At 71.8% G+C, this 20898-nt stretch carries 23 protein-coding genes; 13 read left to right on the top strand and 10 right to left on the bottom strand.

Annotated elements, in window-relative coordinates:
* Positions 1-23: 23 nt before the first annotated feature.
* Positions 24-422, bottom strand: coding sequence for a DUF5994 family protein (locus CP976_RS23135; protein ID WP_150482100.1), 399 nt, complete (start codon positions 420-422; stop codon positions 24-26).
* A 416-nt stretch (positions 423-838) separates the two neighbouring features.
* Here CP976_RS23135 and CP976_RS23130 point away from each other — a divergent pair, with 416 nt between their 5' ends.
* From CP976_RS23130 to CP976_RS23115, 4 genes are all read left to right on the top strand, one after another.
* Positions 839-1195, top strand: coding sequence for a PRC-barrel domain-containing protein (locus CP976_RS23130; protein ID WP_150482099.1), 357 nt, complete (start codon positions 839-841; stop codon positions 1193-1195).
* A gap of 10 nt (positions 1196-1205) precedes the next feature.
* Positions 1206-1403 (top strand): hypothetical protein, encoded by a 198-nt coding sequence (locus CP976_RS23125; protein WP_150482098.1) that lies wholly within the window; start codon positions 1206-1208, stop codon positions 1401-1403.
* 81 nt (positions 1404-1484) lie between these two features.
* Complete coding sequence (locus CP976_RS23120; RefSeq protein ID WP_150482097.1) at positions 1485-2111, top strand: VOC family protein; 627 nt, start codon at positions 1485-1487, stop codon at positions 2109-2111.
* A gap of 78 nt (positions 2112-2189) precedes the next feature.
* Positions 2190-3191, top strand: coding sequence for an NAD-dependent epimerase/dehydratase family protein (locus tag CP976_RS23115; protein WP_150482096.1), 1002 nt, complete (start codon positions 2190-2192; stop codon positions 3189-3191).
* 284 nt (positions 3192-3475) lie between these two features.
* Here the strand turns inward: CP976_RS23115 and CP976_RS23110 are convergent, their stop codons facing one another.
* Together CP976_RS23110 and CP976_RS23105 are read right to left on the bottom strand one after the other, a co-directional pair.
* Positions 3476-4588 (bottom strand): sensor histidine kinase, encoded by a 1113-nt coding sequence (locus CP976_RS23110; protein ID WP_150482095.1) that lies wholly within the window; start codon positions 4586-4588, stop codon positions 3476-3478.
* The gene (locus CP976_RS23105) at positions 4585-5337 is read right to left on the bottom strand and encodes a response regulator transcription factor (RefSeq protein WP_150482094.1); all 753 of its coding nucleotides are present in this window, start codon (positions 5335-5337) and stop codon (positions 4585-4587) included. Before CP976_RS23105 ends, CP976_RS23110 begins: the two co-directional genes overlap by 4 nt.
* 123 nt (positions 5338-5460) lie before the next feature.
* Between CP976_RS23105 and CP976_RS23100 the strand changes: the two genes are divergently transcribed.
* Genes CP976_RS23100 through CP976_RS44500 form a run of 3 tightly spaced genes read left to right on the top strand, consistent with a single transcriptional unit; the run spans position 5461 to position 7612 of the window.
* Complete coding sequence (locus tag CP976_RS23100; protein ID WP_150482093.1) at positions 5461-6165, top strand: glycosyltransferase family 2 protein; 705 nt, start codon at positions 5461-5463, stop codon at positions 6163-6165.
* Positions 6162-6851 carry a TIGR04282 family arsenosugar biosynthesis glycosyltransferase gene (locus CP976_RS23095; RefSeq protein ID WP_229875424.1) on the top strand — a complete coding sequence of 230 codons (690 nt, stop codon included), beginning with the start codon at positions 6162-6164 and terminating at the stop codon, positions 6849-6851. The genes CP976_RS23100 and CP976_RS23095 overlap by 4 nt, the downstream gene beginning before the upstream one ends.
* Positions 6848-7612, top strand: a complete 765-nt coding sequence (locus tag CP976_RS44500) for a class I SAM-dependent methyltransferase (RefSeq protein WP_150482092.1) — start codon at positions 6848-6850, stop codon at positions 7610-7612. Before CP976_RS23095 ends, CP976_RS44500 begins: the two co-directional genes overlap by 4 nt.
* Positions 7613-7967: 355 nt before the next feature.
* On the opposite strand, the gene CP976_RS23080 is transcribed toward CP976_RS44500, so the two are convergent.
* The gene (locus CP976_RS23080; RefSeq protein ID WP_150482091.1) at positions 7968-9203 is read right to left on the bottom strand and encodes a molybdopterin-dependent oxidoreductase; all 1236 of its coding nucleotides are present in this window, start codon (positions 9201-9203) and stop codon (positions 7968-7970) included.
* Between the two features lie 114 nt (positions 9204-9317).
* Here CP976_RS23080 and CP976_RS23075 point away from each other — a divergent pair, with 114 nt between their 5' ends.
* The 4 genes from CP976_RS23075 to CP976_RS23060 all read left to right on the top strand — a co-directional run bounded on the left by CP976_RS23075 (position 9318) and on the right by CP976_RS23060 (position 12415).
* The gene (locus tag CP976_RS23075; protein WP_150482090.1) at positions 9318-10670 is read left to right on the top strand and encodes a hypothetical protein; all 1353 of its coding nucleotides are present in this window, start codon (positions 9318-9320) and stop codon (positions 10668-10670) included.
* Between the two features lie 49 nt (positions 10671-10719).
* On the top strand, positions 10720-11220 hold the full coding sequence (locus CP976_RS23070; RefSeq protein WP_150482089.1) for an NUDIX hydrolase: 501 nt from the start codon (positions 10720-10722) through the stop codon (positions 11218-11220).
* 159 nt (positions 11221-11379) lie between these two features.
* On the top strand, positions 11380-11844 hold the full coding sequence (locus CP976_RS23065; RefSeq protein WP_150482088.1) for a hypothetical protein: 465 nt from the start codon (positions 11380-11382) through the stop codon (positions 11842-11844).
* A 55-nt stretch (positions 11845-11899) separates the two neighbouring features.
* Positions 11900-12415, top strand: coding sequence for a hypothetical protein (locus CP976_RS23060; protein ID WP_150482087.1), 516 nt, complete (start codon positions 11900-11902; stop codon positions 12413-12415).
* Positions 12416-12503: 88 nt separating this feature from the next.
* Here the strand turns inward: CP976_RS23060 and CP976_RS23055 are convergent, their stop codons facing one another.
* Positions 12504-13073 (bottom strand): hypothetical protein, encoded by a 570-nt coding sequence (locus tag CP976_RS23055; RefSeq protein ID WP_150482086.1) that lies wholly within the window; start codon positions 13071-13073, stop codon positions 12504-12506.
* Between the two features lie 62 nt (positions 13074-13135).
* The gene (locus CP976_RS23050) at positions 13136-14212 is read right to left on the bottom strand and encodes a saccharopine dehydrogenase family protein (protein WP_150482085.1); all 1077 of its coding nucleotides are present in this window, start codon (positions 14210-14212) and stop codon (positions 13136-13138) included.
* A 119-nt stretch (positions 14213-14331) separates the two neighbouring features.
* Here CP976_RS23050 and CP976_RS23045 point away from each other — a divergent pair, with 119 nt between their 5' ends.
* Both CP976_RS23045 and CP976_RS23040 read left to right on the top strand, forming a co-directional pair.
* Positions 14332-15297: a helix-turn-helix domain-containing protein gene (locus CP976_RS23045; protein ID WP_150482084.1), complete on the top strand. Its 966-nt coding sequence runs from the start codon at positions 14332-14334 to the stop codon at positions 15295-15297.
* 118 nt (positions 15298-15415) lie between these two features.
* Positions 15416-17356: a protein-arginine deiminase domain-containing protein gene (locus CP976_RS23040; protein ID WP_373304863.1), complete on the top strand. Its 1941-nt coding sequence runs from the start codon at positions 15416-15418 to the stop codon at positions 17354-17356.
* A 67-nt stretch (positions 17357-17423) separates the two neighbouring features.
* On the opposite strand, the gene CP976_RS23035 is transcribed toward CP976_RS23040, so the two are convergent.
* The 4 genes from CP976_RS23035 to CP976_RS23020 all read right to left on the bottom strand — a co-directional run bounded on the left by CP976_RS23035 (position 17424) and on the right by CP976_RS23020 (position 20898).
* Positions 17424-17846: a hypothetical protein gene (locus CP976_RS23035; protein ID WP_150482083.1), complete on the bottom strand. Its 423-nt coding sequence runs from the start codon at positions 17844-17846 to the stop codon at positions 17424-17426.
* 154 nt (positions 17847-18000) lie between these two features.
* Positions 18001-19203: an acyl-CoA dehydrogenase family protein gene (locus CP976_RS23030; protein ID WP_150482082.1), complete on the bottom strand. Its 1203-nt coding sequence runs from the start codon at positions 19201-19203 to the stop codon at positions 18001-18003.
* Between the two features lies 1 nt (position 19204).
* Complete coding sequence (locus tag CP976_RS23025; protein WP_150482081.1) at positions 19205-20155, bottom strand: 3-hydroxyacyl-CoA dehydrogenase NAD-binding domain-containing protein; 951 nt, start codon at positions 20153-20155, stop codon at positions 19205-19207.
* A complete protein-coding gene (locus tag CP976_RS23020) occupies positions 20152-20898 on the bottom strand; it encodes an acetoacetate decarboxylase (protein WP_150482080.1) in 747 nt (248 codons plus the stop codon). The genes CP976_RS23025 and CP976_RS23020 overlap by 4 nt, the downstream gene beginning before the upstream one ends.

The raw sequence follows: 20898 nt of genomic DNA, 5'->3' as shown, positions 1-20898 counted from the left end.
GGTCACCGCCGGGCGAACGGCCGTCACTCCTGATCGCTCGCCGCGGCCGCCATCAGCGGTTCCGCCGCCTCCTCGGTCGTGTCCGGCGGCACCACCAGCAGGTCCCAGCGGCCCCGGCCGGGGGCGAGCAGGACGACGGTGTGCGGGGCGGACGCCGCGAGGGCCCTGTGCAGTCGTACGACCTGGTTGGAGACGAGCATCCGGCCGGGTGCCGCCGGCCACGTCGCCCCGTTGACGGTGACGCTGGTGACCTGACCCCACGTGCGCGGCAACCCCGAGAGCAGCGACGGGAGTTCCGCGAGCAGGTCGTAGGAGCGGGGCCACCACGCCCCGTCGATGGGCCGGGGCATGCCGCTGCGGGGTGCGAGACGCAGCCGGAGGACCGGGTGGGAGGGGAGCGGGGGCGGTAGCGCGGTGGTCATGAGGGCTCCTGCCGACTTCATGAGTGGTCCGGTGGTCGGTGTCAGACGCGACGGGCCGCGACCCGGTCCGCGGCCCCCCGTCACCGCGACGTACAGCCGCTCACCGCCGTCGCGGGCGGGCGCCGGGCCGTCCGGCGGGAACGGGGACGTGCCGTCGTAGCCCTGGGGCGACGGCACGGGGTCAGGCGGTGGAACCGTCGTGGAGGTGTTCGGACTGTGGGGCGATGGCATGCGTGGCTCCTCGGCCTGGATGCGGATGCGCGGCCGGGTCACGGGCTGCCCATGCGAGGACGGATGACGTACGTGGTCCGGGACCGGTCAGAATTCCGGCATACGGAAAGTCCTCGTCCTTCCCACCGTACTCCGGCCCGGGCCGGAGTAGGGTGAAACGGCGGGACCGGACAGGGAGTACGGGCATGATCCGTTCAGCCGACATCCGTGAATGGCGCGACCATGACGTGGTCGATCCGAAGCAGCACAGGATCGGCATGCTAGAAGGCGTCTACGTGGACACCTCCACCGACGAACCGGCCGTGGCCACCGTCCGCACCGGGGTGCCCGGCCGCCGGCGCCTGGTCTTCGTCCCCCTCGACGACGCCGTGGTCGGACCGGGTTACGTCAAGGTCTCCCACGCCAGGGGACAGGTGCGCAAAGCCCCGTCGATCGGGACGGACGACGTTCTCCCGGCCGAGCGGGAGGAGCAGATCTTCCAGTACTACGGCATGACGTACCGGCCCGGAGCGGGGGGCGAGCGCCGGCTCGCCCGCCGGTGACCGCACGCACGTGGCACAGGAGAGGTGGTCCGCGATGATGGCGCTCTTCCTTCTGGTCGTCCTCGTGGCCGTCGTCCTGGGAATCATCGGCGTGGCGGCGGCGGGCCTGGGTTATCTCCTGGCCATCGGCATCGTGCTCCTCGCCGTAGACGTGATCTTCTTCGCCGTACGGCTGTCCCGGCACGCGGGGCGGCGGCCTGTGCGCTGACGACGGGTTGGGGCGAGGTGTTCCTCGTTCCGGTCAGGATTCGAGAAGCGCGGGTCTCGTGCGGCGCCTAGCGTCAACGTCATGACTTCCATCGAATCCGTCACCCTCGAAGTGGACGACCCCACCGCCGCCCACCGCTTCTACACCAGCGCGTTCGGACTGGGCGATCAGGTACGCGTGCGGGCCTCACAGGCGCCGACGACCGGCTTTCGCGGGTTCACGCTGTCGCTCGTGGTGTCCCAGCCGGCCGACGTCAACGCCCTCTTCGGCGCCGCCGTGGACGCCGGTGCCGCGACGCTCAAGCCCGCCGCCAAGTCGCTGTGGGGCTACGGGGGCGTCGTGCAGGCTCCGGACGGGACGATCTGGCAGATCGCGTCGTCGTCGAAGAAGGACACCGGCCCGGCCACCCGGCGGATCGACGAGATCGTGCTACTGCTGGGAGTCGAGGACATGGCCGGCAGCAAGCGGTTCTACGTCGAGCACGGCATCCCCGTGGCGAAGAGCTACGGCAGCAAGTACGTCGAGTTCGACACCGGGTCGGGCTCCGTCAAGCTGGCGCTGTACAAGCGCCGGGGCCTGGCCAAGCTCGTCGGCGTCTCCCCCGACGGCACCGGATCGCACCGGCTCACGATCAACGGCGACTCCGGGCCCTTCACCGACCCGGACGGGTTCGCCTGGGCGACCGCGTCGGAGACCGCGTCGCTGTGACCGTGCGCGATCTTACGGAGTCGTGACGTACGGGCGCGGTCCCGTGGTGCGGCCGGGTCGCGGGCCTAGCGTGGCCGTATGCGCGTACTGGTCACCGGCGGTGCCGGGTTCATCGGGTCCCATGTGGTCGCCGCCCTCCGGGAGCGCGGGCACGAGGCGGTCGTGTTCGACGTGCGGGAGGACGCCGGTGCCAACGTGCGGGACCCGGCCGCCGTCGGACGCGCCGTGGCCGGTGCGGACGCCGTGTGCCACCAGGCCGCGAAGGTCGGGCTCGGCGACGGGGTCGCCGACGCGGCGGAGTACGTCTCGCACAACGACCTCGGGACGGCCGTGCTGCTCGCCGCCATGGCGGAGGCGGGTGTGCGGCGTCTCGTGCTGGCCGGGTCGATGGTGGTCTACGGGGAAGGGCGGTACGAGTGCCCCCGGCACGGGGTCGTACGGCCCGGGCCGCGTGCCGTCACCGACCTCGACACCGGCCGGTTCGAGCCGCCGTGCCCGGTGTGCGGGGCGGACCTCGTCCCCGGGCTGGTCGGCGAGGACGCCCCGGCCGATCCCCGGAACGTGTACGCGACGACCAAGCTGGCCCAGGAGCACCTGGCCGCCGCCTGGGCCCGCTGCACGGGCGGGTCGGCGGTGTCGCTGCGCTACCACAACGTGTACGGGCCCGGCATGCCCCGCGACACCCCCTACGCCGGTGTCGCCTCCTTCTTCCGCTCGGCGCTCGCCCGGGGCGAGGCACCGCGCGTGTTCGAGGACGGACGGCAGCGCAGGGACTTCGTGCACGTCCGGGACGTGGCGCGGGCCAATGCCGTGGCGCTGGAGGCGGAGGCCGCCCCGGGCGGGCTCACGGCGTACAACACCGGCAGCGGCGACCCGCACACCGTCGGCGAGATGGCCCGGGCACTCGCCGCCGCGTACGGCGGGCCCGAGCCCGTCGTCACCGGCGAGTACCGGCTCGGGGACGTACGGCACATCACCGCCGACTCCGCACGGCTGCGGGACGCGCTGGGCTGGAAGCCGGAGGCCGGGTTCGAGGAGGGCATGGCGGAGTTCGCGCGGGCCGGGATGCGGGACGCGTAGGAGCCGCCGACGTCCCCCGGGGTCCGGCTCGCGAATGACCGGGGGTCGGGACCGCGGGGGACCCGGAGGTCGGGACCGCGAGGACCCGGAGGTCGGGACCGCGAGGACCCGGAGGTCGGGACCGCGAGAGACCCGGAGGTCGGGACCGCGGGGGACCCGGGGGCCCGGCCCGCGGGGGACCCGGGGGCCCGGCCCGCGGAAGGCCGAGGGTTCGGCCCGCGAAGACCGGGGGTCAGGCCCGCGAAGGCCGGGAGCCCCGCGCAAGACCGGTGGTGCTGCCCGTGTTACGAAGCGGCGGCGGGCAGCACCACCTCGAAACGGCAGCCACCGGGGATGTTCCGTACGGTGGCCCGGCCCTGGTGCGCCTCCACGATCCCCCGGACGATGGCGAGGCCGAGGCCCGCGCCGGCGGGGGGCGTCCGGGCGTGCGTGCCGCGCCAGCCGGTGTCGAAGACGCGCGGCAGGTCCTCGTCGGGGATGCCGCCGCAGCCGTCCGTCACCGACAGCACCACGCCCTCGGTGGAGCGCTCCGCGGTGACGGCGACCGTGCCGTCGGCCGGGGTCCGGCGGATGGCGTTGACCAGCAGGTTGCCCAGCACCCGGCTCATCTCCTTGCCGTCCACCTCCACCGGCACCGGCTCGATACGGCCGCCCACCAGCCGCACGCCGTGTTCCCGGGCGAGCGGATCGGCTCCCGCCAGCGCGTCGCCCACCAGGTCGTACAGGGAGATCCGGCTGGGGGCCAGGGCGAGCGCGCCGGCGTGGATGCGGGAGAGTTCGAAGAGGTCGCCGACCATGTCGTTGAGGCGTTCGACCTCGGTGCGGATCTGCTTCAGATAGCGGCCGGGGTCGGCGGCGACGCCGTCCTCCAGCGCCTCCGACATGGCGCGCAGGCCGGCCAGCGGGGTGCGCAGATCGTGCGAGATCCAGGCGACGAGTTCACGCCGGGAGGTCTCCAGCGCGCGTTCCCGCTCCCGGGATTCGGCGAGTCTGGCGCTGGTGGCGGCCAGTTCACGGCTCAGGTGGTCCAGTTCGGCGGTCGTCGGGCCGACGGGGGCGGCGAAGTCCCCGCCGTCGCCGAACGAGCGTGCGGCCACGGCGAGTTCGCGGCTGCGGGCGACGACCCAGCGGCCCAGCAGCAGCGCGGTGGCCAGGGAGACGACGGCCGCCATGGCGACGACGGTCGTGACGACGGACAGGTCGTGCGGCGACAGGAACATCGCCCAGGCGACGGCGAGCGTGCCCGCGAGCATCGCCACGACCCCGACCGTCGCCACCACGGCGAGCGAGGCGGTGAGCGAACGGCGCCGGATCAGACGCAGCGCACCGGCTCCGGCCAGGCCGGTGGCCGCGGCACCGGCGAAGGCGTAGACGGCGATGAGGAGGGTGTCGTTCACGATCCGGCCTCCTCTCCGGTGGTTCCTGTGGGGTCGAAGCGGTAGCCCACGCCCCACACGGTCTGGATCAGGCGCGGCCGGGCCGGGTCGTCCTCGACCTTGCCGCGCAGACGGCGGACGTGGACCGTGACGGTCGACAGGTCGCCGAAGTCCCACCCCCACACCTCACGCATCAGGTCCTCGCGGCCGAAGGCCCGCCCCGGGTGCCGCAGGAAGAAGGAGAGCAGGTCGAACTCGCGGAGGGTGAGGGCGAGTTCGGTTCCGCCCTTGGTGGCCCGGCGTGCTTCCGGGTCGACGGTCAGACCGGCCGCTCCCAGCCGGTGCCCGGGGACGGCGGGCCTGCTGCGGCGCAGCACCGACTCCACGCGCAGCACCAGCTCGCGGGGGCTGAAGGGCTTGGTGACGTAGTCGTCGGCGCCGACCTCCAGGCCCAGGATGCGGTCGTCCTCGTCGCCGCGTGCGGTGAGCATGATGACCGGGACCGGCCCCTGTCCCCGCATCCGCCGGCACACCTCCAGCCCGTCCATCCCGGGCAGCATCAGGTCGAGGACGACCAGGTCCGGCCAGTGCGCGGCGGCACGGGCGAGGGCGGTCGGGCCATCGTCGGCGCGGTCGACGACATAACCGGCGCGGTCCAGGTACCCGGCGACGACCTCGGCCACGGTCGGGTCGTCGTCGACGACCAGGACCCGCGGGGGCCCGTCGGGGATGTCCCCGCGGCTCTGCTCGTGCTGATGCGGCTGCTGCATGGCTCCAGCCTCGCACCGGACGACCCGCGGCGGCCTGTCCGGAGGCCTCCTCGGCCGCCGACGTCCGCGTTTCGTAAGGAGCCGAAGTCCGGTATGCCCGGTTCGTGTTCGTAGGGTGAAACCGTGACGACGACATCTTCCGACGTCGACGTGGTGCTGCCCTGCCTGAACGAGGCCGAGGCCCTGCCCTGGGTGCTCGAACGGATCCCGCCGGGCTGGCGCGCACTCGTCGTCGACAACGGCTCCACCGACGGCTCCGACCGGGTCGCCCGCGCGTGCGGCGCGACCGTCGTGCACGAGCCGCGCCGGGGTTTCGGCGCGGCCTGCCACGCCGGGCTGACCGCGGCCACCGCGGACGTGGTGTGCTTCTGCGACTGCGACGCCTCCCTCGATCCGTCGCTCCTCGTGCCCTTCGTGCGCGAGGTGCGCGACGGCGAGGCCGACCTGGTCCTCGGCCGGCGGCGTCCGCAGGGCCGGGGCGCGTGGCCCGCGCACGCCCGCGCCGGGAACCTCACGCTCGCACGGATGCTGCGCCGCCGCACCGGGCTGCGACTGCACGACCTCGGTCCCCTGCGCGCCGCCCGCCGCGAACCGCTGCTCGCCCTCGGTCTCACCGACCGGCGCAGCGGCTATCCGCTCCAGATGGTGGTGCGCGCGGCCGACGCCGGCTGGCGGATCGCCGAGCACGACGTGCCGTATCTGCCGCGCACCGGGGCTTCGAAGGTGACGGGCACGTGGCGCGGCACCTGGCAGGCCGTACGGGACATGAGCCGCGTGCTGGGCGAAGCCCCCGGCGAGACTCCGGCCGTCGGAAGGGGAGCACGGTGACCGCACTCCTCGTCATCGCCAAGGAACCACGCCCCGGCCGGGTCAAGACCCGGCTCACCCCGCCGTTCACGCCCCGGGAGGCCGCGTCCCTCGCGGAGGCGTCCCTGGCCGACACCCTGGACGCGGTCGCGGCGACCCCGGCCGACCGCAGGGTCCTCGTCCTCGACGGGGAGCCCGGCCCGTGGCTGCCGCCCGGCTTCGACGTCGTGCCGCAGTGCGCGGGCGGTCTCGACGAGCGGCTGGCGAACGCCTTCGCGCGCTGTGCCGGCCCGGCCCTGCTCATCGGCATGGACACGCCGCAGGTGACGCCGGAGCTGCTCACCGTGGACTTCACCGGCTGCGACGCCTGGTTCGGCCCGGCGGAGGACGGCGGCTTCTGGGCCCTCGGCCTGACCCGCCCCGACCCCACCCTGCTGCGGGGCGTGCCCATGTCGACCTCTTCGACGGGGGCTGTCCAGCGGGACCGGCTCGTCGCGGCGGGCCTGCGGGTCCGCGACCTGCCCCGCCTGCGCGACGTCGACACGGAGGCCGACGCCCACGCTGTCGCCGCGCTGGCTCCGAAGGGGCGGTTCGCGGCGCGGCTGGCCCGGTGTTCGGGGAGGGGGTGGGGTGGTGGGCAGTCCGGCCCGAACCCCGACCCCCTGCCTGACATAACACCGGCCTCCCGTCCGGCCGTGTCCCGATGAGCGCCCCGCCCGCCACCGCCGTCGCCTGGGCGACCGCGGACCCCTACTCCGCTGCCCTGCGCGCCGGTCACGGGCCGCTGTTCCTGCGGCGGGCCGACGGCTGGCTGCTGCCGCTGGAGGTGGAGCGGTGGTGTGCCCGGGCCGACGCGGTGGACCGGGATGTGCTGGACCGGTGTGAGGGGGCCGTACTGGACGTCGGGTGCGGGCCCGGGCGGCTGGTGGCGGAACTCGCCGCCCGGGGCCGGGCCGTCCTCGGCATCGACGTCAGCGCCGCCGCCGTCGACCACACCGTACGGATGGGAGGCCAGGCCCTGCGGCGCTCGGTGTTCGAGCCGCTGCCCGGCGAGGGCCGCTGGGACACCGTCCTGCTCATGGACGGCAACATCGGCATCGGCGGCGACCCGCGCGCCCTGCTGGACCGGGTGGCCGGACTCCTGCGCCCCGGCGGTCTGCTGATCGCCGAGACCGCGCCGGTGGACATCGACGAACGCGCCCAGGTGCGGGTCGTCGGCCTCACGGACGCACGCGGTGCCGACGATTCGTTCCCCTGGGCGCGGCTCGGCACCCCCGCCCTGCTCCGGCACGCCCGGGGCTGGCCGCGGGCCGGTCAGTGGACGGCCGACGGGCGCCGCTTCGCCGCCCTGCGCACTCGCAGCAGACGCACCGCCAGCAGCAGCGCCGAGCCGCCGAAGAGGACGGCGGTGATCAGCAGCCAGCGGGCGAGGAACACGTCCGCTGGCAGGCCGGTTCCGGACCGGTAGCGCCGCTCCACCATGCCGCTGATCAGCGGGAACCACACCAGGAGCAGCAGTCCGGAGAGGGCCGCCGGTACGCGTACGTACGACACCCACTCCCGGCGTGCGCCGAACCCTCGGACGACCGCCCGGTCCAGGGCCGCGTACAGCGGCAGCAGCACCAGGTCGTGCAGCAGCGCCGCGCCCACGAACCACAGCGCCACACCGAGCCAGTCACCGGCGAGCAGCCGTACGCCCGCGTAGGCGGCGAGCGCGAACGAGCAGGCGAGCAGGAGGAGCTGGAAGGGGCTCCCGACGGGGATCCGCGGCCGGCGCATCACAGGTCGCCGCATCACAGGTCGCCGCATCACAGGTCGCCGCATCACAGGTCTCCGAACGTCATGCGGGCCACCCACTTGGTGTTCAGCACACCGGGTGCCGCGGGCACGATGATCCGTGCCGGGTAGCCGTGGTCGGGAGACAGTTCCTCGCCGTTGACGTACAGGGCGAGGAGGGAACGCGGGTCAGCCACCTGGTTCGCGCGCAGGGCCGCGCTCCGGAAGGCGCCGCGCCGCTGGAGGGACTCGACGAACACGTCCGGCGGGTCGTCGGCGTCGTAGCCGACGAGCGCCGCGAGATCGCGCAGCCGCACCCCGCGCCACCACTGGTCCGACGTCGACCAGCCCTCCACACAGGCGATGGGCAACGCCGAGCTGTGCAGGACGAATCCGGCGAGCTGGTCCCGGCTGAGACGGACCGTGCCCGCAGGGCCCGTCACGACGAGCCGCCATGCCTCCTCGCCCGTCTCGGCCGTGTCGATCCCGGCGTACGCGGCGGTCTTGTTGATCTGGAAGCCGTTCGGGCCGCTGCCGGGATCGCCGCCGCCGTGCGGTGCCAGGAGGGCGGTGCGCCGCAGGAGCCCGTCGAAGTTCTGTCCCACCGTCGTAGCGAACAGCAGCAGCGAGCCGCCCCCGACGAACCACAGCGCACCCCGGCGGGAGACGGTCGGCGCGGCGGGACGGGGAGTCACGAGGTCGTTCCTCTCCTCCCGCAGGTGCCGCAGATTGCGCAGCGCCGTGGGCATCTTCAGCAGCGCATGGGCGACGAAGGCGGCGAAGAACACCCACGCTCCGTAGAAGTGCAGCGGGTAGAAAGAGCCGGGGAAGACGTAGTCGAGCTGGACGTTGAGCACACCGGTCACGAACTCGAACAGCGCACCGCCCACCAGGAGCAGCAGCGAGATCCGCTCCAGGGCGTGCGCGAGCGAGCGGGCCGGCGGCAGCGCGAACAGCCTGGGAATCACGGACCACAGCTTGGCGAGCAGGACGGGGATCAGGGTGATGCCCAGCGTGACGTGGACGCCCTGGTTGAGCCGGTACAGCCAGTGCGGGTTCGTCGGCCAGGCGAAGAGGTAGAAGCCGAGGATCCCCTTGTCCGGGGTCTTGTCGTTCACCGGCGACAGGTCCGGGTTGTAGGCGGCGTACGAGACCAGCCCCGTCACGAACAGCACGGTGATGCCGACGAGCAGGACGAGGCCCAGCACCGAGGTGAACCGGGGGCCACGCAGGGGGCTGCGCCAGAAGCCGGGCGAGGAGGGAAGCCGTGGGTCGTCTCGCATGGCCCGACCGTAGGCCCGGAACACCCCGGAAACGGGTGCTCGACCCATGACGAAACGCTGACGTCCGGCCCGGACGGCGGTCCGCGCCCGCCCTGTCGGCCTAGCGTTCCGGCTGTGACCCGCTCCCTCCGCCGTGACCTGCGCCGTGACCTGTACGCCGTCGGGGCCGCCGCCCTGCTGGTGACGGCCGCCGTCCTGGTCGGCCGCCACATCCAGGACACCAGCCGCACCCTGTTCGTCGACTGGCCCCCGCTGCTGGCGTCCTGGGGCCCCCACCTGGGCCCCGGCACTCCGGCGGCCGTACTCCTGGCGATCGCCACCGTCGCGTACGGCCCCACCCTCGTGGCCCGACTCCCCTGGCGGACGCTGCTCCCTGTGACCTGGGCCGCGGCCACGGCGTGGATCTTCTCCCTGGCCCTGGTCGACGGCTGGGACCGGGGCATCGCACGCCGCCTCACCACCCGCTACGAGTACCTCCAGGTCATCGACCGCTTCGACGACATCCCTGCAGCGCTACGGGACTTCACCCAGCACATCCTGCTCGACTCCCCCGACAACTGGCCCGCCCACATCGCCGGCCACCCGCCCGCCGCCACCCTCACCTTCGTCCTGCTCGACCGGATCGGGCTGCGGGGCGGCGGCTGGGCGGGCATGTGGTGCATCACCGTCGGAGCGACGGCCTGCGTCGCCGTGCTGGTCACGATCCGCGCCCTGGCCGACGAGACCCTCGCGCGCAGGGCGGCCCCCTTCCTCGTCCTGGCCCCGGCCGCCGTGTGGATGGGCACCTCGGCCGACGCCTACTTCGCGGCGGTGGCGGGGTGGGCGGTGGCGCTGCTGGCACTGGCGGTCACGAGACGCTCGCTGTCGTGGGCCGGGGCGTCGGGGTTGCTGTTCGGCCTGACCTGCTACCTCTCCTACGGCCTCACACTCATCGCGCTGATCGCGGCGGCGGTACTGCTCCTCGGCCGGCACGGGATCCGGGAACGCCCCGTCCTGCTGATGCCGCTGCTCGCCGGACTGGCCGTGGTCCCGGCGGCGTTCACGCTCGCCGGGTTCGACTGGTGGGAGGCGTACCGTCTGCTGGTGACGCGCTACCACCAGGGCGCGGGCGGCATCCGCCCCTACGGCTACTGGGTCTGGGCCAACCTCGCCTGCACCGTACTCATCACAGGCCTGGCGACGGCGGCGGGCCTGCGCCGGACGGGCGCGGCGCTGCTCTCCCGCCGCGCCGATACGCCCCACGGGGCTGCCGAGCCCCGCCTCGCATTCCTCGTCTCCGCCGCCCTCCTCGCCCTGCTGGTCGCCGACCTGTCCGGCATGAGCAAGGCGGAAACGGAACGCATCTGGCTGCCCTTCGCACTGTGGCTCCTTCCGTCCTGCGCGTTGCTTCCCCACCCGCGTGCTTGGCTCATCGGGCAGGTGGTGCTGGCGTTGCTGCTCAACCATTTGCTGTTGACGGGGTGGTGACGCGGACAGCCTCGACGCCAGGAAACCGCTCGGCCACGGAGGGAACCCAGTGGCCCGTACCGAGGACTACGACGCCCCCGAGGCCCCAACCCCCAACAGCCTCGTCGTGGCCGCATCAGCGGTGGTCACCGACGACCAGGGCCGCATCCTGCTCCAGCGCCGCCGGGACAACGGCCTGTGGGCCCTGCCCGGCGGCGGCATGGACATGGCCGACTCCCTGCCCGGCTGCGCCGTACGGGAAGTCAAGGAAGAAACCGGCTACGACATCAAAATCACAGGCCTCGTCGGCACCTACACCGACCCTCGCCACGTGATCGCCTACACCGACGGCGAGGTACGCCGCCAGTTCAACGTCTGCTTCAGGGCCCGCATCGTCGGAGGAGAACTGACCGTCTCCGACGAGTCCACCGAGGTCCGATTCGTCGACCCCACAGACCTGGACGCCCTACCCATGCACCCCACACAGCGCCTGCGGCTCGACCATTTCCTTAAGAACCGGCCTGCGCCCTATCGGGGTAGGCCTGGCACTCGGCGCCCTTGGAGTCGGTGATCAGCCGGGCGACCTTGAGCGGAGTGCACAGCAGTGCGGCGACTGGCTGCGCTGCACGATGGGCGAGTGGGGGCTGACTCTTCATGCCCTTCACCCACCGTCGGCAGAACGCCTCCAAAATCACGGCGGCAGGACAACGATGCGTGATCAGCTTGGGATGTGGAGACCATCATCGCCAGCGGCATAGCCGTCCTGGGAACGCTGCTTGGTTCGGGGATCACCCTGGCGTTCCAGCAGCGCAGCGTCGACAGGAGCCACCAGCTCACCCGTCAGGAGAAGCTGCGACAAGAACGACTCGATGCCTACTCCGCCTACGCCGGCGCATTGGTCAACTACCGCCGTTGCCTGGTTCACCTCTGGTTCTGCGAGCACGAACAGCCACCACCGGAGGACCCCGACACGGTGCGGATCCGTGCCTACGACCTGCGCTCCAACGCCCAAGAGGCATTGTTTCGGGTGCAGATGCTCACCGAAGACGAGACGCTGAGCCAAGCCGCGGAAGACGTGCTCGCAGACGTTACGGCGCTGTCCAAGACAGACAGCAGAACAGAACACGACGATGCCAGGGTACGGACCCGTGACGACATCAGCCGACTGGTCAGAGCAGCCAAGCAGCACCTCTGAGGCACTTGAGCAGGACCATAGAGTCACCCCGAGAGTCACCCCGGAGGAGGGCGAGATGTCGTCTCTGGCGATCACCTGGACGCTGGGCAGTCACGGCTGGGCCGTCGTCGAGGTGGCTGATGATCATGGCGAGGCAGAGGCCGTCGCTTCTTACCTCACTGACGCACCCGAGCAGTTCCTCTACGCCGTTGCCCGGCTCATCCACGGTGACGAGGAAACACGCGCCGAGTTGGAGGCCGAGCCGCAGGTGTACCGGTGGTTCTTCGGCGGGGACGGATCTGTGGTCGATATCCGCCTGGTCCTGGCTGACGGCGTCCAAGCCCCGGACAGCACGGGGGCAGTTGTCTGGTCAGGCCGCCACACCATCACGGCACTCGCACGATCCGCCGTCCGGGCCTTCGACCGGATCGATCACGAGCAGGGCGAAGAGGCCTATGAGTCCCAATGGGGCCGGCCGTTTCCCCGAACCGAGCTCGAAGCTCTGCGAACCGCCCTGCGGTCCCACCAGAGAGTCACAGCGGCCAATGACGGCCAACGACGAACACCAGGCGCACGAGCCCACCGTTCCTGACGAGCAAAACCCAGCTCACCAAGGTGCCCGACAACACCCAGGGCAGGGAGAAGGCCCGTCGTGTGCAAGCCTTCTGCCTGTCCGCAGGTCAAGGTACGGGGTCTTGGGAAAGGTCGCCCTTCCAAGGTGGCGGCCAGGGAACTGACTCCGCTATGCGCGTCCCTCGCACGCCGAGGCCGGCGCGAGCCAGTTGCAGGAAACGATGCCGGGCCTGCCGGAAATCCTCGTACGCCTGGTCCCAGCCGCCCTGTCCTCTTGTCGGAAGCTCACGGGCCAGCCACTCCAGATGCCACAGGCAGTGGTTCAGCCTGACAGCGGCCGTGTTCGTCTTTGCGTCCCCCAGCAGCCACACCGTCTCTGCGAGTGCAGAGCGCTGGACCTCGGCCTCCGCCACTTCGGCGAGAACCTCGTCGGTGGGCTCCAGCGGAGCGGCTCCGCTCGCAGCAATGCCCTTGGCGACTGCGATCCGCCGGTAGCGGTGCGCGATTACCTTCACGGCATGGGCGTACTCGGCATACGCGCTCAGACGACGCTCATCCCACCGGACGGACTGCTCGCGGCGCCATCGGGCCTTCTCCACGATCATGGTTGTCGCCATCGACAAGACCGCGCCCAACGCCACGCCGAGCAACGTCGCCAGCTGACCAGTCAGACTCATGAGTACTTCATAACCCACCGGCCAAAGCGGCAATCACGGCCGAATCGTACGCCCGGGATCCATCAGTTGACGTCGTCCAGGGCGAGTTCGAAGGTGATGTGCGGCGCCAGCGCCCCGAGGAAGTCCGCGGCGTCGAAGATCTGGCCCGCGGAGGCTACGCCTACCGCGTGCGTGCGGCCCGTGAGGATGCGGTCGACCGCCTCCACCGCCAGCGGTGCCGTGACGGCGTAGATGTCCTGGCCCGTTGCCACGGCGCGGCGTTCGTTACCGCCGGAGCGGACGACGGCTTCGACGAGGAAGGTCTGGTCGGAGCGGCCGGTCTCGTCCGTCGGCGTCGGGGCCGGTGTGTCCGGGGACGAGAGGTCTCCTGCCGCTTCCGTCGTCATGTGGGTGCGTACCTCGGGGATGGCGAGGTGGCTGGGGATGGTGACCACGTCGGCCATCGTGAAGTCGCCGATGACCTCCTTGGTGCCCATCGGATCGGGGAAGGGCCACTTCAGGAGGGTCGGTTCGGTGTCGTGGTACTCCAGCCGGCCGTTCGTGTAGCGGACTCGGCGGCCGGACCGCCGTTCGCGGGAGACCGTGCCAGCGGTGCGTGTCCCGGGGGTGGGGTACCAGCCGCTCAGTCCGTACGCGATGGTCGCTTCGTCGGCCGTCGTCCAGTCGCCCATCGCGGCCGTGGTCAGGAGGTCGCCCAGGCCGCCGTAGAAGGCCATCGCGGGGACGATCACCGCTCCCGCCTGCCGGGCTCGGTCCGCGAAGTGCGTGAACGTGTCGGCGTTGGCCTCGATCTCGGCCGCCACATCCACGTACGGGATTCCGGCGCGCAGGGCCGCCTCGATCACGGGCGCGGCGGTCAGGGCGAAGGGCCCGGCGCAGTTGATCACGGCGGCCGCGCCTGCCAGGGCGCGGTCGAGCGACGCCGGGTCGTCGATCGAGGCCGGGCGGACCTCCAGGCCCGGGGCGGATGCCGCCAGCGCGCTCAGTTTGTCCGCGTCGCGGCCCGCGAGGATCGGGACGAACCCGCGAGCGCGCAGTTCAGCCACCACGAAGCGTCCCGTGTGGCCGTACGCGCCGTACACCGTCACCGTCCGTGCCGGCTTTGCCGGTCCTGTTCCTGTTCCTGTTCCTGTTCCCATGGGTGCTCCCCCGTCGAGTGCTCGTCATCCGGTCCGTCGCGAGCTGTTACCTACATCCTGGCCACCTTGAGCCGTCCACCGCGAGTGTCCGGAACGACATGCCCCGTACAGTTCCGGACATGACCACTGTCGCGCTCGCCGTCACCGACGGGATGCTGCACTTCGAACTGTCCCTGGCCTATGAGGTGTTCGGGTCGGCCCCGGTGGGCGTGGGCGTGCCCTGGTACGACGTCCGGGTCTGCGGGGTGGACTCCGTGCGGGTCGGGCGGTTCCGGCTGGAGTCCGACCAGGGGCTCGACGGGCTTCGGGAGGCGGACACCGTGATCGTGCCCGGCTGGGCGGACACCGACGTGGAGCCGCCGGCCGAGCTGGTCGGTGCCGTGCGTGCGGCCCACGAGGCGGGGGCGCGGGTGGCCTCCCTGTGCACGGGCGCGTTCGTGCTGGCCGCCGCCGGACTGCTGGACGGCAGGTGCGCGACCACGCACTGGGCCCACACGGGGGCGCTGGCCGCCCGCTACCCGCGGGTGGAGGTCGATCCGGACGTGCTCTACGTGGACAACGGCAGCGTGCTGACCTCGGCCGGCAAGGCGGCCGCGATGGACCTGTGTCTGCACCTGGTCCGTCTCGACCACGGTTCGTCCGTCGCCAACGCCGTGGCCCGCCGCCTGGTCGTGCCGCCGCACCGGGCCGGTGGCCAGGCCCAGTTCGTCGCCGCCCCCGTGCCCACCCGGGACGACCACCCGCTCGCCGCGCTGTTGCCCTGGGCGGTCGAGCGTCTCGACCAGCCGCTCACCGTGGAGGACCTGGCACGCCGGGCGGGAATGAGCTCGCGCCATCTGGGCCGCCACTTCAGGGCGGTGACCGGCACCACTCCGCTGCAATGGCTGCTGACCCAACGGATCCGCCGCGCCCAGGAGCTGCTGGAGACCACCGACGACGTGGTCGACGCCATCGCGGCGGCCACCGGCATGGGCACCGCCACGACGCTGCGCCGGCACTTCAACCGCACGGTCGGCGTGCCTCCGGACACCTACCGCCGGACCTTCCGCTCGGCCCCCGGCTCCAACCGGCCGGCAGTGGAGTAACTCCGGCCACACAGTGAACGCACAGCCGCTGTTCCTCCTCTTGCACAGCGAACCCCCCAACCGAGAGGAACATGCTGTGCGTTCACGTACGCGGATACGTACACGTAGACCTTCGCGCCTGTACCCGGCCGGGTCCGTCGTCCTGGCTCTCGCCGCCGCGGGATCCGTGCTGGCGGGGCCGGCCGGTTCCGCCTTGGCCGCCGAGACGGGTGGCCGCGCCGATCTGCGGGCGGATGTGAACCGCGACGGACGGGTCGATGTCACGGGCGGCAGCGACAAGGACGGTGAGGACCGCTGGTCCGTCGGGCGTGGAGCCGTCTATCTGCCCAACCTCGACGACGACAGCAAGCGGTGCCCGGTGAGCGGGCCGGGCGGCAAGCCGCTGTCCGACGCCAAGCTGGCCGCGTGCAACGACGGCTCCGACACGAAGGTCAACGGCAGCGCGGACGCCGCCGACCTCGCCCGGGTCCGTTCCGTCCCCATGCCGGGGCTGGGCAAGGAAGCCCAGGGCAGGCTGAAGGTCACCACGGGAGGCGAGCATGCCCGCGTCTTCCTCAAGCGTTCCGGCAAGTGGACAGCGGTGACGTCCAAGACCCGGCTGACCGCCGCCGAGTTGCGGTCCGGCGTGGAGTTCGGTGTCGAGGGCACCGATGTCGTCCGGGACAGCGCGAAGTGGGACGGCCGTGCGGTGGTCCGGCTGACGGTGACGTCCGGGCAGAAGTCCACCTCCGACTCCGTGACCCTGCGCGTCGCGCCGCTGCTGACCCACCATCATCTGCAGAACACCCAGCAGGTGATGGTGACCGAGGTCCAGGGCGAGGGCCCGTACAGCCGTCTTCAGCAGAAGTTCGTCGCTGAACTCGGCAAGGAAGTCAAGAAGGCCGGTGTCACCGCACCGCTGGTCAAGTTCAAGAAGTACGCCGACCCCTGGACCCAGGACTTCGTCGAACCGGCCTACGTCAGCATGACCGGGCCGGGCGGTCAGCGGCACGTGATGCGCGTGATGCTGCGTTCCGCCCAGCCGGACCGGGATGCGGGCCGGGAGCTGTTCGAGAAGGTGCGCGGCCGGGACGTCGGTGTGGTGCAGGTGACCGACCGGGCCGAGCCCGACGACTGGTCGCTCAACTCCATGGGGAATCTGGAGACCATCCCGCCCTACGCGCACGGCGGGCGCTCCTTCCCGGCCGGGCGGATCATCATGGGCGAGCGCAAGGACAGCGGGGCGCGGCCGTCCAAGGTGATGCGGACGATGCTCAAGTCGCAGGGGTTGCAGGACCCGCTGCTGCTGGACACCTCCTGGCTGGGCGTGGGGCACGTTGACGAGTTCGTGCAGTTCCTGCCCGCCGACACCCCGCGCGGCTGGCGCCTCGGCCTCGCCGACCCGCAGGCGGGGCTGAAGCTGCTGCGCGACGCCAAGCGCGACGGCCACGGCAAGACGAAGATGTTCTCCGTCCCGGGCCGCAGTGACATCCCGGCGCCCAAGGAGACCATCGACCAGGCGCTCGCCTCCAAGCACCTGGTGGCCGACAACGAGATGGCCGCGCAGCGCATCGCGGCCAACCTGGAGATCCTGAAGCGGGAGACGGGCGTCACCGACGGGGAGATCGTGCGGGTGCCCGCGCTGTACACCCGCGAGTCGGAGGTCATGACCGCCGAAGGCGACGAGATTCCCGTGCCGCGTCTGACGCGCATGGGCGCCGGTTCCGACCTCGTGGACAGCCTCGGGGACCGCGGCCAGCAGAAGTGGCTCGCCGAGAACCCGGCCGGCTCGCGTGCGGCGGCTGCGGCGACGGTGATGACCAGCGCGTACGTTCCCGGAGCGGTCAACGGCGTGCTCCTCGCGCGCGACCGCTACCTCGCCCCGCGCCAGTGGGGGCCCGTCATCGGCGGCAAGGACATCTTCACGCAGGCCGTCACCGCCGCCTACCAGCGGGTCGGCCTGAAGGTGTCGTACATCGACGACTGGTACACGTACCACCTCGGCATGGGCGAGGTGCACTGCGGCACCAACACCCTGCGCGACGCGACGGCCGCGTGGTGGCAGCGCCCGGCGCGCTGATCCGTAACGAGGAGCAGGCGGCGGGTGGTTCGGGCCGCCCGTCGGCCCGGGGCGGCGGAACGGACGGTCAGGAGCCGTACGGTCCGTCGCCCCGCCCGGGTGCCAGGCGCCGGTAGGCCGCGCGGGCGTGGGCGACGCGGGCCAGGGCCGTGCCCACGAGCGTGGCGGTGAGCAGGCAGGCCAGCCATGTCGTGTCGCGGGGGCCGACCCAGGTGAGGATGCCCGCGGGCGGGATGGCGAAGCCGTTGAGGAACAGCCAGCACAGGACGGCCGTTCCGGGGGCCGCCGTGAAGCGTGCGCACAGGCCGAGCACGGCGGCCAGCAGGGACAGCGCGAGCAGGGCCAGTCCGGGGCGGTCGGTCCCCACCACGGTGTTCAGGAGTGCCACCAGCACCAGCGCGCCGCCGAACGCCCCGGCCCACACCAGCGGTGTCGCCATGGGCCGCGGAACGGGCCTGGCTCCGGTGCCCAGCGGCCTCCACTCGATCATGCCGGCGCTTCCTTTCCCGAGGGTGCTCGTCAGGGTCCCACTCACAGCCGTTCAGTGAAACACTCGAACCGGACAGTCGGACGACGCCGCAGAGCATGACGAAACCCCAGGTCCAAGACCTGGGGTTGCTTCGTCCGGACCCGGCGGGTCCGCGTCACACGAACGCGCTCCGGCCCGTGATCGCCTTGCCGACGATCAGGGTGTTCATCTCGCGGGTGCCCTCGAAGGAGTAGATCGCCTCGGCGTCGGCGAAGAACCTGGCGATGTCGTGGTCCAGGAGGATTCCGTTGCCGCCGAAGATCTCCCGGCTCCAGGCCACGACCTCCCGCATCCGCGCGGTGACGAACGCCTTGGCCAGGGCGGAGTGTTCGTCGCGGAAGACACCGGCGTCCTGCAGGCGGGCGAGCTGCGCCAGCATGCCCCACGACGCGGTGATGTTGCCCAGGCTCTTGACCAGCAGATCCTGCACGAGCTGGAAACCGCCGATCGGGCGGCCGAACTGACGGCGCTCCCGGGCGTAGTCGAGGGCCAGTTCGTAGGCGCCGGCCATGACGCCCAGCGCCTGCCAGGCCACCCCGCTGCGCGTGGCGCGCAGGATCTCGGCGACGTCGCGGAAGGAGTTGATGTTCTGGAGGCGGTTCGCCTCCGGTACCCGGACGTCGGTGAGGGTGATCTCGGCGTTCTCGACGATCCGGAAGGCGATCTTGCCCTCGATCTTCGCGGGGTCGAAGCCAGGCGTGCCCTTCTCGACGACGAAGCCCTTGACGTGGTTGTCGTCGACGTCCCGCGCCCACACCACGACGTAGTCGGCGAAGGTCGCGTTGCCGATCCACTTCTTGGCGCCGTTCAGGACCCAGGTGTCGCCCTCGCGCTCGGCCGTGGTGCGCATGCCGCCCGCGACGTCGGAGCCGCCGAGCGGCTCGGTCATGGCGAACGCGCCGATCTTGTCCATCGCGGCCATCTCCGGGAGCCAGCGGTCGCGCTGCTCCTGGTCGCCGCCGGAGTGCACGGAGTACATCGCGAGGCCGTTGTGGACGCCGAAGAAGGTGGCCACCGAGGCGTCGGTGCGGCTCAGTTCCATCGCCAGCATGCCGCTGAGCAGGTTGCTGACGGCGGGCCGGTGCTCGCCGTAGCCCTCGTAGGGCAGGCCGGCGAGGCCGCTGTCGCGGAAGATGCCGACGAGTTCCCGGGGGAACTCGCCCTTGGCCCAGTTGGCGTTGACCAGCGGCTTGATCTCGTCGCGCATGAGGGCGCGGGCCTTGAGGAGGATCTTGCGCTCCTCGTCCGGCAGCAGCGTCTCGTAGGCGTAGAAGTCCGCGGCGAGCTGGTCTTCGAGCGGTTCCATCGTGGTGGTCATCTCAGTTCTCCTCCTTGTCGGTGCTGTCCAGGGCGGACAGGACCGCGAGTTGCCTGCGGTCGCGCGTCTCGGTGAGGTCCGGGTACGTGGCGGAGCCGTAGGCCTGTTCCACGGCCGCGATGAGCCGTTCCTGTTGTGCGTCGTTCTGGGACGGGGTGCCGAGGTCCGCCCACATCCGCTTCATCGAGGCGCCGATGTGCTCGGCCATGTGCCGGTAGCCGCCGGGTCCGCCGCCCAGGTGCGAGCCGAGGAACGGCCCGACCGTGGCCCAGCGCAGCCCCAGCGAGTTGGTCATCACCGTGTCGAGCTCCTCGGGCGTCACCACGCCCTGCTCGACGAGGTACACGGCCTCGCGGCTGAGCGCGTTCTGGAGCCGGTTCCCGACGAAGCCGGGGATCTCCTTGCGCTCGACGACCGGGGTGCGGCCGACCGAGGTGTAGAAGTCGACGGCGGCCCGTACGGCGTCCTCGCCGGTGCGTTCGCCTGGCACGACCTCGACGAGCGGCAGGAGGTGCGGCGGGTTGAAGGGGTGGCCGATCAGGACGCGGGCCGCGTCGTCGTCCGCCAGCTCCTTGGTGAACTCGGTCGACGGGATGGCCGACGAGGAGCTGAGCAGCAGCGCGTGGCCGGGCGCCTCCCGGGCCAGGGTGGCGAACAGGTCCTGCTTGAACTCCACGCGCTCGGGGCCGCTCTCCTGTACGACGTCCGCGTCCCGGACCGCCTCGGTGACGTCGGCGGCGAGGTGCACCCGGCCGGCGAGGTCCGACACGTCCAGGCCGCGGGCGGCGAGCTGCGGGGCGGACCGCGCCAGGGCCTCGTCCACGGCCTCGGCGAGGTCCGGTCGCGGGTCGCTCACCCGGACCGTCAAGCCGTGCGCTGCGAACAGGGCCGTCCAGGACAGTCCGATGGTCCCGGCGCCGATCACCGCGGCCGTACGGAAGGTCCGGGTCATGACGCGGCTCCCTTCAGGTAGTCGTGGACCGGCTCGGCGCCGGACAGCGTCAGGTCGGTGAGGAGGTGGCTGGCCGACACGATCTCCAGCACCGGCAGGTCGGCCAGCGGGGCGAGTACGTGCTGGAAGAGCTGGAGCCGGGCGGGGCCGGTCCATGCCCCCTTGACGGTGACGTCGGTGATGCGCGTGCGGACGAGTTCCTGCACCCGCGGCGAACCGTCGTAGCCGGGGACGGTCTTGAGCATGAACGTCGGCACGGTGATCTGCGCCTCGGCCTCGCGCCGGTCCAGCTCGTGGTGCTTGTAGCCCATCGTCGCGGTGGCGACCCGCAGGCTGCCGTGGTCGAGGGTGCCGACGAGCGCGCCGGAGTCGACGGTGAGCGACGGGGAGCCGAGGACCTTCGGGTAGGCGGAGACCTCGCGGCCGGAGGCGGTCGCCGGGAAGTTGTCGAGGTACATGGCGTGCAGGTACTCGCCGTGCTCGCCCTCGAAGCTCACGGGGATCGCCTGGCCGGCCTCCGTGTAGGGGCCGTATCCGCTGACGTCGCCCATCTTCATGACCTCGAACCGGACCAGGGGTTCACCGATCCGCAGCGGTTCGGGGACGACGGCCCGCAGCGCGTCGGGATCGGTGCGGTAGACGACGTTGAGGTACTCACGGTCGGTGAACCGCGGGACCGTCGGCGCGTACGCCGGGCTGGTGAGCGGGGTGGTGAGGTGCTGTCGTACGTCCTCGGCCTGCAT

Source organism: Streptomyces coeruleorubidus (genome assembly GCF_008705135.1).
Lineage (GTDB): Bacteria > Actinomycetota > Actinomycetes > Streptomycetales > Streptomycetaceae > Streptomyces > Streptomyces coeruleofuscus.
The sequence above is the reverse complement of the archived record's forward strand: the minus strand, read 5'-3'. Positions and strand labels throughout refer to the sequence as shown.

Excerpts from the sequence above, each read along its gene's own strand:
- CP976_RS23135 (WP_150482100.1), bottom strand. The coding sequence starts at position 422 with ATGACCACCGCGCTACCGCCCCCGCTCCCCTCCCACCCGGTCCTCCGG.
- CP976_RS23130 (WP_150482099.1), top strand. The coding sequence starts at position 839 with ATGATCCGTTCAGCCGACATCCGTGAATGGCGCGACCATGACGTGGTC.
- CP976_RS23120 (WP_150482097.1), top strand. The coding sequence starts at position 1,485 with ATGACTTCCATCGAATCCGTCACCCTCGAAGTGGACGACCCCACCGCC.
- CP976_RS23115 (WP_150482096.1), top strand. The coding sequence starts at position 2,190 with ATGCGCGTACTGGTCACCGGCGGTGCCGGGTTCATCGGGTCCCATGTG.
- CP976_RS23105 (WP_150482094.1), bottom strand. The coding sequence starts at position 5,337 with ATGCAGCAGCCGCATCAGCACGAGCAGAGCCGCGGGGACATCCCCGAC.
- CP976_RS44500 (WP_150482092.1), top strand. The coding sequence starts at position 6,848 with ATGAGCGCCCCGCCCGCCACCGCCGTCGCCTGGGCGACCGCGGACCCC.
- CP976_RS23080 (WP_150482091.1), bottom strand. The coding sequence starts at position 9,203 with ATGCGAGACGACCCACGGCTTCCCTCCTCGCCCGGCTTCTGGCGCAGC.
- CP976_RS23060 (WP_150482087.1), top strand. The coding sequence starts at position 11,900 with ATGTCGTCTCTGGCGATCACCTGGACGCTGGGCAGTCACGGCTGGGCC.
- CP976_RS23055 (WP_150482086.1), bottom strand. The coding sequence starts at position 13,073 with ATGAGTCTGACTGGTCAGCTGGCGACGTTGCTCGGCGTGGCGTTGGGC.
- CP976_RS23050 (WP_150482085.1), bottom strand. The coding sequence starts at position 14,212 with ATGGGAACAGGAACAGGAACAGGAACAGGACCGGCAAAGCCGGCACGG.
- CP976_RS23045 (WP_150482084.1), top strand. The coding sequence starts at position 14,332 with ATGACCACTGTCGCGCTCGCCGTCACCGACGGGATGCTGCACTTCGAA.
- CP976_RS23035 (WP_150482083.1), bottom strand. The coding sequence starts at position 17,846 with ATGATCGAGTGGAGGCCGCTGGGCACCGGAGCCAGGCCCGTTCCGCGG.
- CP976_RS23030 (WP_150482082.1), bottom strand. The coding sequence starts at position 19,203 with ATGACCACCACGATGGAACCGCTCGAAGACCAGCTCGCCGCGGACTTC.
- CP976_RS23025 (WP_150482081.1), bottom strand. The coding sequence starts at position 20,155 with ATGACCCGGACCTTCCGTACGGCCGCGGTGATCGGCGCCGGGACCATC.
- CP976_RS23020 (WP_150482080.1), bottom strand. The coding sequence starts at position 20,898 with ATGCAGGCCGAGGACGTACGACAGCACCTCACCACCCCGCTCACCAGC.